The sequence below is a fragment of the Rhodoferax lacus genome, from assembly GCF_003415675.1.
GTDB classification, from domain to species: Bacteria; Pseudomonadota; Gammaproteobacteria; order Burkholderiales; family Burkholderiaceae_C; genus Allorhodoferax; species Allorhodoferax lacus.
The window spans coordinates 37,015-50,075 of sequence record NZ_QFZK01000024.1 but is presented as its reverse complement, the minus strand read 5'-3'; the positions used below and the strand labels follow the sequence as shown (position 1 = coordinate 50,075).

Below are 13,061 nucleotides of genomic sequence, written 5' to 3'. Positions count from 1 at the left end.
AGGGGCCGCACACGCAAGTGCACAAAGCCCGGATATACGACTGCAATCTTCTCCTGTACGCCGTCAGATTCTGAAAGCTTGCACAAACGGGGGCGTCCATATACGCCCCAAGGCGGGACAGCCCCCTCGGGGGGCAGCGCAGCACACGCAGTGGCAAGCATGGACGCCACGTCCCGCCGCCGGGCCGCCTAAAGGCGGGACAGCCCCCTTGGGGCTGAGGCCTGCGGCTCACGGTCTGCCTGCGCAGACCGGGACAGGCCAAAGAGCAGCATGCCTCTGGCATCGGCACGACCAGCGCAGCACAAGCGTCAGGCGCTGAGCGCCTTCCTGGGCAGTGGCAAGCGTGGGGGCGCTATTTCAGCGGAATAGCTGCCGCGCGGTGATGACGATCAAAAAGCTCTCCTGGGCGCTCAGTGCCGGAAAGAGGTCCTTGAGGGTGCGATAGGCCAGGTGCTCCTGCGAGACATTGCACCATTGGGTGCCGGGGTCAAAGAAGGGACGCAGGGATTCGTAGGTCGGGGGGTAGGCCAGGCCGCTGGACGGGCCGGTGCGCAGAGGCGCTGCTGGGGAGTTGGAAGTCACGGGAGATGACACTGTTTGTAGTTGGACCTTCGCATGGTCGCACCGATAGCCTCAATGCACAAGCCAACAAACAGCTTGCAGGCTGCAGCAGCAAGGTGTGCGTCAGCTTATGTAGTTGAAGAGCGAGAGCTTCTGGATTTGCGCATACGACTGCAGCGCCGCCTGGTAGCCGGTCTGCTGCTTCTGGAAGTCGGAGATGGCCTGCACCATGTCCACGTCTTCCGCGCGGGACTTGTTGGCGGTCTGTTCGATGGTGCGCTTGTCATTGGTGCTGGAGATGCTGTCGGCGCGGTTGAGCAGGTCGCCCGCCTGGCCACGCACCGCGGAGATGCGGGCCATGCTGATGTCGATGTTGTTCAGCGCCTGCGACACAGCCTGGGTGGCTGCCGTGCTGTTGTTGGCTGCACTCAGGTCGGTCACCGCATGGTCCAGCGTTGCAAACACACTGGAGTTGGGATCCACCGTGACCGTGTCCCCCGCAGCGGGTGTGCCATTGACCGTCAGTGACAGTCCGGGCATGGTCGTCACGTTGAAGCCCCCGGCCGCGGTCCACGGTGCAGTAACGCCGGCTGTGGTGGTGGGAGCGCCGGTGACAGGTGTCTCGGTGATGCTGTAGGTCACCGTGTTGGCGGCAAAGCCGGTGACCTGAATGGAATACGAGGAGCCGTTGATCAGGGCTGAATTGGTCTTGCTGATGTTGCCGGTGCTCAGGGTTCCCGAGGCACTGCCCACCTTGACGTTGTAGACCCCGTCGCGTGCGGCCTGCAGCATGAAGGCGCTGTCGCCGTCCAGCGCTGATGCAATTGCATAGGTGGCGCCGGCTGCGGTTCCCGGCAGCCCGTTGAAGGCATAGTCGGGCGCGGTGGCCGGTCCGGCAAACGGTGTGAGGGCGCTGCCCAGTGCGCCAAACAGCGGCTGGCCGTTGCTGTCCAGGGTGTTGGCCAGGCTCAGGATGTGCTGGCGCAGGCCGGTGATCTGGTTGGCAATGGTTTTGCGGTCTGCTGCGGCAAGGGTGCCACTGCCCGCGTTGACCACCAGTTCGCGCACCTGCTGCATCGCATCGGTGATATCGCCCAGCGTGCTCTCGGCCGACGCAATCGAATTGCGCTGGACCTCCAGCGCACGCTGGTCGGTGGCAATGCGCGACAGGCGGTTCAGGGCGCGCTCGGCCTGTGCGGCAGCGGTGGGGTCGTCCGAGGGCGTGTTGACCTTCTTGCCGGACGACAGGCTCTCCTGCACATTGGACAGGGTGTTCTGGCGGTTCTGCAGATTGGCGATGGTGCTGTCGTAAGCGTTGGACGTGCCCAGGCGGGAAAAAGAGGTGACAGACATATGGTGGCTCCTGTGTCGGGCTTAGCGGCCCAGCGTCTGGATCAGGGTGTCGAAAATGGTTTGTGCAACCTGGATCATCTTGGCCGAGGCCTGGTAGGCCTGCTGGTACTGCAGCAGCTTGGCGGCTTCCTCATCCATGTTGACGCCCGAGACGCCGGTGCGGTCCTTCTCGGCATTCTGTGCGATGTTGGTAGACACCGTGGCGGAGTAGTTGGCGCTTTGCGCGCGCACACCGATTTCCGAAATCAGGCTGGCATAGCCATCGGACATGGCCGCGCCGTCAAAGGTGGGCACATCGCGCAGCGCCATCAGTGCCGAGGCGTTGCCGCCATTGAGCTTGAGGTCCAGGCTGGTGGTCTTGATGTCCTGGAGGGTGAAGGTATCCAGGTTTTGCGGTGCGCCTTGCAGTGTCAGGGACCAGGCGCTGGGTGTGCCGGTGCCCAGAATCGGCTTGCCCGAGGTGTAGGTGAAGCTGCCCGCCACGTCGCTGCGCGTGTAGCTGCTGGCCGATGTGAAGGTGATGGTGACGGGCACGTTGGTGGGCGGGTTCACGCCGGCCACCAGCGACGAGAGTTGCAGGCTGCCCTTGTTGGTTGTGCCCATCTTGCCGGCAATCGGGCTGGCCACAGCCAGCGCGCTGGGGGTGGAGAACTCCCGTGTGATGTTGCTGGCTGCAGTGCTGAAGGGCTGCAGGTAGAAGCGGTCACCGGTATTGGCACCGGCCAGGTTGGTCAGGGTCAGGCCGTCAAAGGTGATGGGCACTGCGGCGTTGGTCGGGTCAAAGGTAATGGGCACAGACGGGTTGGCAACGTTCACCGGAACGCTGACCCCATCGGACACGCGTGTGATGCTGACCTGCGTCGGCGATGTCACGGTGACCAGGTAGTCCGATGCCACCAGTGTACTGGTGTTGGTAACCGCCAGTGTCAAATCGGTGGCGGCACCTGAACCATAGGTCACACTGCCGGTATTGAGGGTGGCAGGTGCCGTGGGTGTCAGGATGTTGTTGACACTCACCGGGGTGAACAGGTCGCCGCCGGGCTGTCCATTGAGGTCCAGGCCCAGCGCGTGCTGGGCGTTCATGCTGCCGGTCACGGCCGTGGTCAGGCGCCCCAGCAGGTTGCGGCCCTCCACCAGGTCGGTGTTCTGGAAGCGCAGCAGGCCCGAGATCTCGCCGCCACCCAAGCGGCTCTCGTCCATGGTGACCGCATTGCCAGCCTGCGTGATCACCAGCTTGTTTTGCAGCGTGTCGCCAAAGTCATTCTTGGCCAGCGACAGGGTGGCTGCACTGGCGCCCAGCACCAGCGCCTGGCTGCCGCCGATGTACACACCCACCGAGCCATCGTCGGCCGCAATGGAGGTGGTCTGCACGTACTGATTGAGGTTCTTGATCAATTGGTCGCGCTTGTCCAGCAGGTCATTGGGGGGCTGGCTGTTGCCCATGGCGCGCGCAATCTGCTCGTTCACGGCGGCAATGTTTTTTGCCAGCGTGTTCACTGCACCGATTTTCTCCGTGAGGGACTGGCTGATGCCGGTCTGCAAATCGTCCAGGCTTTGCGAAGCCGCGCGCATGCGCCGCGCCGTCTCGTCAATGCGGGTCAGCGCCACCGTGCGGGCGGTCAGGTCCGTGGGGGCACTGGCAACGTCCGAGAAGGAGTTCATCATGTCGTTGATGGAGGCGCCGATGCCGTCTGTTCCGCCCTGGAAGATGTTGCTCAGTTGCGCCAGGTAGTCCGAGCGCGTGGCATCGGCGGCCTGGGTGGATGCGGCCAGCGCGCTTTGGCGTGTCAGGAACTGGTCGTAATTGCGCTGGATGGTGGCAACCGTGACGCCCTTGCCGATATAGCCCGCGCCGGTGTACTGGCCAGCCACCGTCTGCTGGATCACGCTTTGGCGCGAATACCCGGCGGTGTTGACGTTGGCAATGTTGTTGCCCGTGGTCTGCAAGGCCAGCAGATTGGCATTGAGTGCCTGTGTACCGATGTTGAGAATGCCCATGGTCTGTTCCTTCAGACCTGCACACGGCGCATCTGCAGCGTGGTGTTGATGGCCCGGCTGAGCTTGGCGGCGTATTCCGGATCGGTGGCATAGCCGGCCTTTTGCAACCCGCTGGCAAAGGCCTGGGGGCTGCTGGTCTGCAGCTTGGCCTGCGCGTAGCGCGGGCTGTCGCCAATCAGCTTGGCATAGTCCTTGAACGACTCTTCGTATGAACCATAGGCGCGGAACTTGGCGACCGTCTTGTGGGCCACGCCGTTCACATACTCGGTGGTGGTGACTTCAGCCACCTTGCCGGTCCAGCCTGCGGTGGCCTTGATGCCAAACAGGTTGAACGAGGGCGCGCCGCCTTTTTGCCGGATCTCGTGCTGGCCCCAGCCGGTTTCATGGCCGGCCTGGCCGATCATGTAGCCGGCCGGTATGCCGGTGGCCTTCTCGACCTGGGCGGCCGCGTCCGAGAGCTTGTTCACAAACTCCACCTGCCCGGCCGTGGGCGCGCGGCCAGACTTGCCCGCGTTGCTGTGGCTGCCGACATTGCGCGCCGGGTCTGCGGGCGCGGTCGTTGGTGTGGCGGGTGTGGTGGCCGTTGCCGGTGTATTGCCCAGGGCTGCGGCCTTCTGTTCTGCAGCCTGGCGGGTCAGCTGGGCCGCAATCAGTTGCGAGAGGCCGCCGGGCTGGCCCGACATCTGGACCGCAAACTGCTGGTCCAGCAGGTCGGTGCCCAGGTCGGAGCCGGCGTTGTCGTTCATGCCGGACTTCATGCTGGCATTGGCGTCGCGCATGCTCTTGATCAGCTCCTTCATGAACAGCGACTCAAACTGCTTGGCCGCCTCCTTGATGGATTCGGGCGTGCTGGTGCCCGCCTCGAGCTTGAGCTTGGCCAGCGACTGGCTGTCTGCCGCCAGGCCCTGGGTGAAGGACGATGTGCCGTGAATGGAACCGTAGCTCATGTCAGATCACCTCCAGCTCCGCGTTCAGGGCACCGGCCGACTTGATGGCTTGCAGAATGGCCAACAGGTCCTGCGGCGTGGCGCCCAGGGAATTGAGCGCCTTCACCACGTCAGCCAGCTGGGCTGCTGCGGGCAGCTGGATCAGTTTGCCGGGCTCTGCCTTGATGTCGATGGTGGGCTTGTCGGTGACCACGGTCTGGCCGCCCGACAGGGCATTGGGTTGGCTCACCTGCGGGTTGCTCGAGATGCTGATGGACAGGTTGCCGTGCGCAATGGCGCAGGCATTCAGGGTCACGGCCTGGTTGAGCACGATGGAGCCGGTGCGCGAGTTGATGATGACCTTGGCCGACTGGATGCTGGACTCGATGGGCAGCTCTTCCATTTCGGCAATGAAGCCGATGCGCTCGTTGGGTGCTGCGGGTGCCAGCACCTGCACCGTGCGGCCGTCCAGCGCGATGGCCGTGCCCGGGCCGTATTTGGTGTTCAGGGTTTGCGCCACCTTGCGGGCGGTCTGGAAGTCCGAGGCGTTGAGCGACAGGCTGATGCTGCTGCCCTCCAGGATGGCGGTGGGAACAGCGCGCTCCACCTGGGCGCCGTCCGGAATGCGGCCCACGCTGAGGTGGTTGACGGTGACCTTGCTGCCGCCAGCTGACGCCCCGGCCCCGGCCACGATCAGGTTGCCCTGGGCCATGGCATAGACCTCGCCGTCCACACCCTTGAGCGGGGTGGCAATCAGGGTGCCGCCCTTGAGCGACTTGGCATTGCCCACCGAGGATACGTTGATGTCCAGCGTCTGGCCCGGGCGTGCAAAGGCGGGCAGCTGGGCGGTGACCAGCACGGCGGCCACATTCTTCATCTGCAGCTGGCTGAGCTGGGCCACCGGCAGCGTCATGCCAAGCTGGCGCAGGTAGTTGGACAGGCCCTGGGTGGTGTAGGGCATCTGCGTGGTTTGGTCGCCCGTGCCGTCCAGGCCCACGATCAGGCCAAAGCCGCTCAGCTGGTTGCTGCGCACGCCTTCAATGGAGGCGATTTCCTTGAGGCGGGCGGCCAAGGCCGGGGCCGAAAAAAACAGGCTGAAAAGGGTGAGGCAGACCAGCACCAAGGACTTCAGCAGCTGCTGCTGGCCGGTGCCTGAGGGTGCGTGGTTCTGGGTTTTCATTGTGCAAGGTCGGTAACGGGGGGATTCGATGGAATCCTTTACCCCTCGGCACAATTCTGGAACTCTTTAGAACGGGTTAAAGCTCAAAAAGAAGCGGGATAACCAGCCAACTGTCTGCGCTTCGCCCTGCGCACCGCGTCCACGCGACTCCACCCGCACATTGGCCACCTGGGTTGAGCTGATGATGTTGTTGGGCTGCAGGAGGCGCGGATCCACCGTGCCACTGAAGCGCATCACGTCCACATTCTGGTTCACGCCGATCTGCTTTTCACCGGCCACCACCAGGTTGCCGTTGGGCAGCACCTCGATCACGGTGGCGCTGATGGAGCCGGTAAAGGTGTTGGCCGCGGTGGTGCCGCCCTTGCCCGAGAAATCGTTGTTGGTCTTGGAGGCCATGTTCAGATTCATCAGGTCCATGCCGATCAGGCTGCTGAGCGGCGCCGCCGAGAGTGTGTTGTCAGACGACGTGTTGCGGTTCACCGTGGAGGCGGTGACCTGGCTGGCGGCCAGGCTTTCCACAATCTGGATGGTGACGATGTCGCCCAGCAGGCGGGCGCGGCTGTCTTCAAAGGCCGGACGGTAGCTGGCCTGCTGGAACAGGCTGCCGTTGGGCGGCCTGCGCGTGGCCGCGGCGTTTGCCGCGGGCGTGGGGCTGGGCTTGGGCTCGGCAAAGTCCACCACCACTTTTTGCGGCAGGGGTGCGCAGGCGGCGCACAGGGCGACGGCCAGGGCGGCTGCGCTGCGGCGGGCCAGGTTGCGGGTGCGGGGTGTCATGGGGTGCCTCGGGTCTTCTGGCCTGCGGGATTACAGCTGGCCGAGCTTTTGCAGCATCTGGTCGGAGGTTTGGATGGCCTTGGAGTTCATTTCATAGGCGCGCTGGGTCTGGATCATGCTGACCAGTTCCTGCACCACGTTCACATTCGAGGTTTCCACAAAGCCCTGCATGATGCTGCCCAGGCCATTGCTGCCGGCGGTGCCGGCATTGGGCTGGCCGGAAGCCGCGCTTTCGGCATACACGTTTTGTCCCTTGGGCTCAAGTCCTGCCGGATTGACAAAGCTGGCCAGGGTGATGGTGCCTATGGTCTGCGGCGCCACGGTGCCGGGAATGGCAGCTGTGACGGTGCCGTTGGCCGCCACCGACAGGTTGGTGGCATTGCTGGGTACCGTGATGCCGCCCTGCACCAGGAGGCCGTTGGAGTTGACCATGCGGCCCTGGTTGTCGAGCTGGAAGGAGCCGTCCCGGGTGTAGCCGGTGGTGCCGTCGGGCATGGTCACCTGGAAGAAGCCGTTGCCCTGCACCGCCATATCCAGGTTGTTGCTGGTCTGCTGCATGCTGCCCTGGGCAAAGCTGCGGCTGGTGGCCACGGTGCGCACACCCAGGCCGACCTGCAGGCCGGTGGGCAGGGTGCTTTGCTCGGCGGTGTTGGAGCCGACCTGGCGCAGGTTCTGGTACATCAGGTCTTCGAACACCGCATGCGCCTTCTTGAAGCCGTTGGTGGAGACATTGGCCAGGTTGTTGGAGATAACGTCCAGCTGCATTTGCTGGGCTTCCATGCCGGTCTTGGAGATCCAAAGGGAGTTGATCATGATGCGGTTCCTTTTCCTTGTTCTGGTCGGGTGCTTAGCCTTGCAGGCCGAGCAACTGCGCGGCAGAGCGGTCATTGGCTTCGGCGGTGGTCATCAGCTTGGTCTGGGCTTCAAACTGGCGTGCGGTCTGGATCATGCCGACCATGGCCTCGATCACATTCACGTTCGAACCCTCCAGCACGCCCACATGCAGGCGCGCGGTTTCGTCGTTGTTGAGTGGCTCGCCCGAGAGGCTGCGAAACAGCCCGTCCTCGCCGCGCTTGAGCGGGTCTTCCGCCGTGGGCGTGACCTGCTTGAGCTTGGTCACCACCTGGATGGGTTGGCCTGGCGCCTTGGCGCTGATGCTGCCGTCATGGCCCATGGTCACGTCCGACCCCGCAGGCACGGTAATGGGCGAGCCGCCGATGTCCAGCACCGTGCGCCCATTGGCGGTGGTGAGTGTGCCGTCGGCGGTCACTTCAAAGCTGCCGTTGCGGGTGTAGGCCTCGTTGCCGTCCAGGCCTTGCACTGCAAACCAGCTCTTGTCGGTGGTCATGGCGTCCAGGGGGCGGTTGGTCTGCTGGGCCTGGCCCGGCAGGCTGGAGAAGCCGGCCGTGGCTTCCACCGCAAACACACGGGTGCTGGCACCTTCGCCGTTGAGCGGCACGGCGCGGTAGGTTTCGAGCTGGGCCCGAAAACCGTTGGTCGAGGCATTGGCCAGATTGGAGGACAGAATCGCCTGCCGGTTGGCGGCGGCATTGGCCCCGGTCATGGCGGTGTAGATCAGGCGATCCATGTTCTAGCTCCGGTTAGCGCAGGTTGACCAGGGTCGACATGACCTGGTCCTGGGTCTTGATGGTCTGGGCATTGGCCTGGTAGTTGCGCTGCGCGGTCATCATGTTCACCAGCTCGGCCGTCAGGTCCACGTTGGACTCTTCCACCGCGCCCGAGCGCAACTCGCCAAAGCGGCCCACCGTGGGCTGGCCCAGCACGGGCGCGCCGGACTTGTAGCTCTCCAGAAACTCGCCACCGCCCACCGGGGCCAGGCCCTGCACGTTGCGGAAGTCGGCCAGTGCAATCATGCCGCCGCTCTTTTGCGTCTGGCCGTTGGAGTAGCGGGTGGTGATCACACCCTTGTTGTCGATGGCCAGGCCGGTGAACTCACCCGAGGTATAGCCGTCCTGCGACAGGTTGGAGACGGCAAAGTTGGTGCCGTACTGGGTCACGCTGGCGGTGTCAACCGTGACTGCAAAGGGCTGTACGGCCGTGCCGGCAGGTGGCGTAATGGTCAGGCCGGCGGCAGGGGGGAAGGTGGAGCTTGCCAGGCGCACGCCATTCTGGTCGAACTGAAGCTGGCCCTGCAGGGTGGCTGTCGCTGCCGTGGAGCCTGTGTAGACCTCCCATTTGTCGATGCCGGGGACGGCTGCCACCGGTGGCGCTGCGGCAACGGCTGCCTGCGAGGCGATGCGCTTGAAGTACAGATTGAGTGCCTGCGGCTGACCCTGCGAGTCGAACACGGTAAGCGAGGTGCCATACGTGGACAGCGGTGTGTTGGGCGTGACGCTGGTGGCCACCGGTGCCCGCGCGTCCAGGTTGAACTCGGCCACGATGGCGCTGGTCTGCTTGGCGGCAATCGGCGCGCCTGTTGGCACCACCAGGTTTTGCGGAGTCTGGCTGGTGCGCACACCATTGATGTCGGTGGGATAACCCATCAGGAAGGAGCCGCCGTTGTTGACGATGTTGCCATCCTTGTCCAGCTTGAACTGGCCATCGCGCGTGTAGGCGGTGGTGCCATCGGTCTTGGTCACCTGGAAGAAGCCGCCGCCATTGACGGCCACGTCCAGCGTGTTGCCGGTGATGCTGACATTGCCCTGGCTGAAATTCTGCGAAATGGTGGACAGTGCCACGCCGATGCCCGCCGTGTTGCTGGTGCCGCCCGCGCCGATGGCAGAGGCCACCAGGTCGGAGAATTCACCGCGTGAGGACTTCATGCCAACGGTGTTGGCATTGGCGATGTTGTTGCCGATCACGTCCAGGCTCTGGCTGGAGGCGCTCAGGCCGGAGAGTCCTGTTTGAAAGCTCATGGTGGATTCCTTGTGGTGGTTAGAGGATGGATTTGATGGCGTCGTACTTGATGCTGGTGCCGCCCTTGAGCGCCAGGTTCATCGCGCCGCTGGAGTCGGTGCCGACCGAGGCAATCGTGTCGCGCACCAGCGGTGTGGCGGTGACGCTGGCACTGCCCTGCTTGGCCGTGACCGTGAAAGTGGGCGCACCCGAGCCGGTGTATTTGGAGGCGTCCCAGTTGATGTTGTGGGTGCCTGCGGCCAGGGCGCCCATGTCAAACTGGTCAATCACCTGTCCGCCCGGGGTGATCACCTGCACCTGCACGTTGGTGGCGTCGGTGTCCAGGCTCACTGCGGCGGTGCCCGCGCCGGCGTTCACGCTCATGGTATTGCCGTCGGCCACCACCTGGTGGCCAATCATGGCCGCACCCTGCATGACCTGCATGGAGGTGTACTGGGCCGACATGGACTTGATGGTGTCGTTGAGCTGCTGGATGCCCGAGACCGTGTTGATCTGCGCAATCTGGCTGGTCATCTGCGCGTTGTCCATGGGGTTCATGGGGTCCTGGTTGCTCAGCTGGGCCACCAGCAGTTTCAGGAAGCGGTCTGTCTGCGCCTGCGCGCTGGTGCTGGCACTGCTCAGGGCGGTGCTGGATGAGGCAGAAGAGGAGGAGGTGACGGCGGCGACCATAGGATTTCCTTAAGGACTTATTGGCCCATTTGCAGGGTTTTGAGCAGCAAGGTCTTGGCGGTGTTCATCACCTCGACGTTGTTCTGGTAGGAGCGCGAGGCAGAGATCATGTTGACCATCTCTTCCACCGGGTTCACGTTCGACTGGGTCACATAGCCGTCGGTATCGGCCGAAGGGTGTGTGGGGTTGTAGGTGCGCTTGAGCGGCTCCTGGCTTTCCTGCACGCGGCTCACCCGCACGCCGGTGGCGTCCTGCGAGCCCATGGGCACGGTCTCGAACACCACCTGGCGCGCCTTGTAGCCCTTGCCGTCCGGGCCAGCCACGGCGTCTGCATTGGCCAGGTTGCTGGCCACCACATTGAGGCGCTGGGCCTGCGAGCTGACGGCGCTGCCGGACACATTGAAGATGGAAAACATGGACATGGTGGGCTCCTGCGGTATGTCTCAGACCTACTGGCCCTGAATGGCGCTCAAGATGGTCTTGGAAGTGCCGTTAATAAAGCGAAGAGTGGCTTCGTAGTGCACGGCGTTGTTGACGAAGCTGGCACGTTCCTGGTCCAGGTCGACACTGTTGCCATCCATGGCGGGCTGGGTTTGTAGCGTGTACGCCAGGGCAGGAGATCCGTCGGGCTTGAGGCTGCCCAGCGTGCTCTGCATGGGAATATGTCGCGCATTGCTGGCTCCTGTGGTGCTGCTGCTGGCATTGAGGGAAAGCGGGGTGGAGGCCGAGCTGCTGCCCAGTGCAGCGTTCATGGCTTCCTTGAAATTGACGTCGCGGCCCACATAGCCGGGTGTGTCGGCGTTGGCAATGTTGCTGGCGATGACCCGCTGGCGCTCGGCCCGGATCACCAGAGCCTTGGCTTGAAAGTCCAGTCCACTGGTCAAATTGGCAAACATGGCGGTCCTCGTTGGGGGAAAGACAAGCTGCAGGGGGAGCCTGTGGCTTGCGACGTGAGGCAATTATGGGAAAAGCTTTAATTTTTGAGCCCGGGAATAGCGGGGGTTTTGGCCTGTATTTGGGGTCTTAGTCTGTGGGGGGCTTGCCTATAGTTGCCCGCATGTCCCCCGCACACAGGAGTCCCGTTATGCGTCATTACCTATTTGTGAGCCCTGCCCGGCGCAGCTGGCCCAGGCTGGCCGTGCTGTTGTGCGTGGTGGCCTGGATGCTGATGCTGCGCGATGCCCGGGCACAGACCCAGATGCCGGAGCCCGATTACCCCGCCATGGCCCTGAAGTGGGCGCGCGGTGTGGTGGCCCAGTCGCAGCCCGACCCGGCGGTGCGCTTGCGCATGGAAGTGTCGGTGGGTGCGCTGGACAGCCGCCTGAAGCTCGCACCCTGCGGCAATGTGGAAGCCTATTTGCCGCCCGGTGCCCGCCTGTGGGGCCACAGCCGCGTGGGCCTGCGCTGTGTGGATGGCATGGCCCGCTGGAATGTGTCGGTGCCGGTGCAGGTGAAGGCCTATGGCAATGCCTGGGTGGTGCGCGGCCAGATCATGGCCGGCAACCCGGTGACCCAGAACGATGTGGCTTCAGTGGAAGTGGATTGGGCCGAAGAAACCAGCCCGGTGCTGCAGGACCCGGCCTTGTGGCTGGGCCAGACCGCCTCACGCACCCTCAGCAGCGGGCAGGTGCTGCGCCAGGGTGTGGTGCGGCCCACCCAGGTGTTTCAGGCCGGGACCCAGGTGCGGGTGGTGGCTGAGGGCCCGGGATTCCAGGTCACCAGCGATGCCCAGGCCCTGGCTGCCGGGGTGGTGGGCCAGTCGACCCGCGTGCGCATGGACAACGGGCGCATCACCAGCGGCACAGTGCTGGACGCACGTACGGTGAAAATTGACCTGTGAGGGCCGGGACCATGCAATTTTTCCTAAAGTCCGTTAGATTCGAGCCGATAACCACCATACGAGGCTACGCGTATCGTAGTTTTGGAGCACGCAATGAAAGTATCCGGCCACACCACACCCGACCTGCTGGCGTCAAAGACGCCATCAACGAACACCCCCAAAGCCCCTGCGGAGGCGGCGCAGACAGCCACGTCCGCAGCCTCCAATGCCGGGGTGGCGGTGGTCATCACCAGTACCGCACGCGCCCTGGGCAAGGACCAGCTTTCCGAGGTGGATGCCAAAAAGGTCGCCACCATGAAGGCCGCCATTGCCAACGGCAGCTTTTCACCCAACGCGGAGGCGATTGCCGACAAGCTGCTCTCCAATGCCAAGGAAATGCTGGCCGCCGCACCCAAACAAGCCTAAGCCGGGGGGCCTCAACCCGTGCCATAACGCTGGCAAAGGGAGTCTGAGATGCAAAACCCCGCAATCCAACAACTCGACCTGGTCGAACGTCAGTTCAACCAGGTCGCGGCATTTCTGGCGGCCGGTGACGCAGCCCACCTGCAGGCCGCCGCAGCCCTGTTGCAAATCCTGAGTGTGGAGCTGGCCCGTTTGCTGCCCCCCCAAAACAAGGTGCAGGCCAACCAGGCTGAGCTGCACCGGCGCGTGCTGGCCATGGCCAAAGGCCTGCAGATGCTGCGCGACAACCTGTCACGCCAGGCCGCCATGAACCTGCAAGCGCTCAAGGTGGTGGTGCCCACAGCGGCCAAGTCCACGTATTCGGGCGGTACATCGGTGTATGGATCGGTGGCGCGGCAAAGCGGCGCCTTCAACGTGCTGGCGGCCTGAAGAGGCCGATAAAACAAAGGTGCAACTTGGCGAGCAAGGATTCGCCGCCGGG

General features: G+C 63.8%; 15 protein-coding genes. 3 read left to right on the top strand and 12 right to left on the bottom strand.

All coding sequences use genetic code 11. The features are described from left to right. Positions 1-357: 357 nt before the first annotated feature. The 12 genes from DIC66_RS20580 to flgB form a co-directional block, all read right to left on the bottom strand. A complete protein-coding gene (locus DIC66_RS20580; RefSeq protein WP_117180057.1) occupies positions 358-582 on the bottom strand; it encodes a hypothetical protein in 225 nt (74 codons plus the stop codon). A gap of 102 nt (positions 583-684) precedes the next feature. Continuing rightward, the gene (gene flgL / locus DIC66_RS20575; protein ID WP_117180056.1) at positions 685-1,914 is read right to left on the bottom strand and encodes a flagellar hook-associated protein FlgL; all 1,230 of its coding nucleotides are present in this window, start codon (positions 1,912-1,914) and stop codon (positions 685-687) included. Between the two features lie 21 nt (positions 1,915-1,935). Next, a complete protein-coding gene (gene flgK, locus DIC66_RS20570; protein ID WP_117180055.1) occupies positions 1,936-3,912 on the bottom strand; it encodes a flagellar hook-associated protein FlgK in 1,977 nt (658 codons plus the stop codon). Between the two features lie 11 nt (positions 3,913-3,923). After that, a complete protein-coding gene (flgJ, locus tag DIC66_RS20565) occupies positions 3,924-4,859 on the bottom strand; it encodes a flagellar assembly peptidoglycan hydrolase FlgJ (RefSeq protein ID WP_117180054.1) in 936 nt (311 codons plus the stop codon). 1 nt (position 4,860) lies between these two features. Continuing rightward, positions 4,861-6,018, bottom strand: a complete 1,158-nt coding sequence (locus tag DIC66_RS20560; protein ID WP_117180053.1) for a flagellar basal body P-ring protein FlgI — start codon at positions 6,016-6,018, stop codon at positions 4,861-4,863. Between the two features lie 66 nt (positions 6,019-6,084). Then, positions 6,085-6,792 (bottom strand): flagellar basal body L-ring protein FlgH, encoded by a 708-nt coding sequence (locus DIC66_RS20555; protein ID WP_117180052.1) that lies wholly within the window; start codon positions 6,790-6,792, stop codon positions 6,085-6,087. 30 nt (positions 6,793-6,822) lie between these two features. Beyond that, on the bottom strand, positions 6,823-7,605 hold the full coding sequence (gene flgG / locus DIC66_RS20550) for a flagellar basal-body rod protein FlgG (protein WP_117180051.1): 783 nt from the start codon (positions 7,603-7,605) through the stop codon (positions 6,823-6,825). A gap of 34 nt (positions 7,606-7,639) precedes the next feature. Then, positions 7,640-8,380 (bottom strand): flagellar basal body rod protein FlgF, encoded by a 741-nt coding sequence (locus DIC66_RS20545; protein WP_117180050.1) that lies wholly within the window; start codon positions 8,378-8,380, stop codon positions 7,640-7,642. 13 nt (positions 8,381-8,393) lie between these two features. Further along, complete coding sequence (flgE, locus tag DIC66_RS20540; protein ID WP_117180049.1) at positions 8,394-9,668, bottom strand: flagellar hook protein FlgE; 1,275 nt, start codon at positions 9,666-9,668, stop codon at positions 8,394-8,396. Between the two features lie 19 nt (positions 9,669-9,687). Beyond that, positions 9,688-10,338 (bottom strand): flagellar hook assembly protein FlgD, encoded by a 651-nt coding sequence (locus tag DIC66_RS20535; RefSeq protein WP_117180048.1) that lies wholly within the window; start codon positions 10,336-10,338, stop codon positions 9,688-9,690. A gap of 17 nt (positions 10,339-10,355) precedes the next feature. After that, positions 10,356-10,760: a flagellar basal body rod protein FlgC gene (gene flgC / locus DIC66_RS20530; RefSeq protein WP_117180047.1), complete on the bottom strand. Its 405-nt coding sequence runs from the start codon at positions 10,758-10,760 to the stop codon at positions 10,356-10,358. Positions 10,761-10,787: 27 nt separating this feature from the next. Further along, complete coding sequence (flgB, locus tag DIC66_RS20525) at positions 10,788-11,234, bottom strand: flagellar basal body rod protein FlgB (RefSeq protein ID WP_117180046.1); 447 nt, start codon at positions 11,232-11,234, stop codon at positions 10,788-10,790. A gap of 188 nt (positions 11,235-11,422) precedes the next feature. Between flgB and flgA the strand changes: the two genes are divergently transcribed. The 3 genes from flgA to DIC66_RS20510 all read left to right on the top strand — a co-directional run bounded on the left by flgA (position 11,423) and on the right by DIC66_RS20510 (position 13,009). Beyond that, positions 11,423-12,178, top strand: a complete 756-nt coding sequence (gene flgA, locus DIC66_RS20520) for a flagellar basal body P-ring formation chaperone FlgA (RefSeq protein ID WP_233506034.1) — start codon at positions 11,423-11,425, stop codon at positions 12,176-12,178. A gap of 93 nt (positions 12,179-12,271) precedes the next feature. Continuing rightward, positions 12,272-12,583: a flagellar biosynthesis anti-sigma factor FlgM gene (flgM, locus tag DIC66_RS20515; protein ID WP_117180045.1), complete on the top strand. Its 312-nt coding sequence runs from the start codon at positions 12,272-12,274 to the stop codon at positions 12,581-12,583. A 48-nt stretch (positions 12,584-12,631) separates the two neighbouring features. After that, complete coding sequence (locus DIC66_RS20510; RefSeq protein ID WP_117180044.1) at positions 12,632-13,009, top strand: hypothetical protein; 378 nt, start codon at positions 12,632-12,634, stop codon at positions 13,007-13,009. The last annotated feature ends 52 nt before the right edge of the window (positions 13,010-13,061 follow it).

Excerpts from the sequence above, each read along its gene's own strand:
- flgL (WP_117180056.1), bottom strand. The coding sequence starts at position 1,914 with ATGTCTGTCACCTCTTTTTCCCGCCTGGGCACGTCCAACGCTTACGAC.
- flgK (WP_117180055.1), bottom strand. The coding sequence starts at position 3,912 with ATGGGCATTCTCAACATCGGTACACAGGCACTCAATGCCAATCTGCTG.
- flgJ (WP_117180054.1), bottom strand. The coding sequence starts at position 4,859 with ATGAGCTACGGTTCCATTCACGGCACATCGTCCTTCACCCAGGGCCTG.
- DIC66_RS20560 (WP_117180053.1), bottom strand. The coding sequence starts at position 6,018 with ATGAAAACCCAGAACCACGCACCCTCAGGCACCGGCCAGCAGCAGCTG.
- DIC66_RS20555 (WP_117180052.1), bottom strand. The coding sequence starts at position 6,792 with ATGACACCCCGCACCCGCAACCTGGCCCGCCGCAGCGCAGCCGCCCTG.
- flgG (WP_117180051.1), bottom strand. The coding sequence starts at position 7,605 with ATGATCAACTCCCTTTGGATCTCCAAGACCGGCATGGAAGCCCAGCAA.
- DIC66_RS20545 (WP_117180050.1), bottom strand. The coding sequence starts at position 8,380 with ATGGATCGCCTGATCTACACCGCCATGACCGGGGCCAATGCCGCCGCC.
- flgE (WP_117180049.1), bottom strand. The coding sequence starts at position 9,668 with ATGAGCTTTCAAACAGGACTCTCCGGCCTGAGCGCCTCCAGCCAGAGC.
- DIC66_RS20535 (WP_117180048.1), bottom strand. The coding sequence starts at position 10,338 with ATGGTCGCCGCCGTCACCTCCTCCTCTTCTGCCTCATCCAGCACCGCC.
- flgC (WP_117180047.1), bottom strand. The coding sequence starts at position 10,760 with ATGTCCATGTTTTCCATCTTCAATGTGTCCGGCAGCGCCGTCAGCTCG.
- flgB (WP_117180046.1), bottom strand. The coding sequence starts at position 11,234 with ATGTTTGCCAATTTGACCAGTGGACTGGACTTTCAAGCCAAGGCTCTG.
- flgA (WP_233506034.1), top strand. The coding sequence starts at position 11,423 with ATGCGTCATTACCTATTTGTGAGCCCTGCCCGGCGCAGCTGGCCCAGG.
- flgM (WP_117180045.1), top strand. The coding sequence starts at position 12,272 with ATGAAAGTATCCGGCCACACCACACCCGACCTGCTGGCGTCAAAGACG.
- DIC66_RS20510 (WP_117180044.1), top strand. The coding sequence starts at position 12,632 with ATGCAAAACCCCGCAATCCAACAACTCGACCTGGTCGAACGTCAGTTC.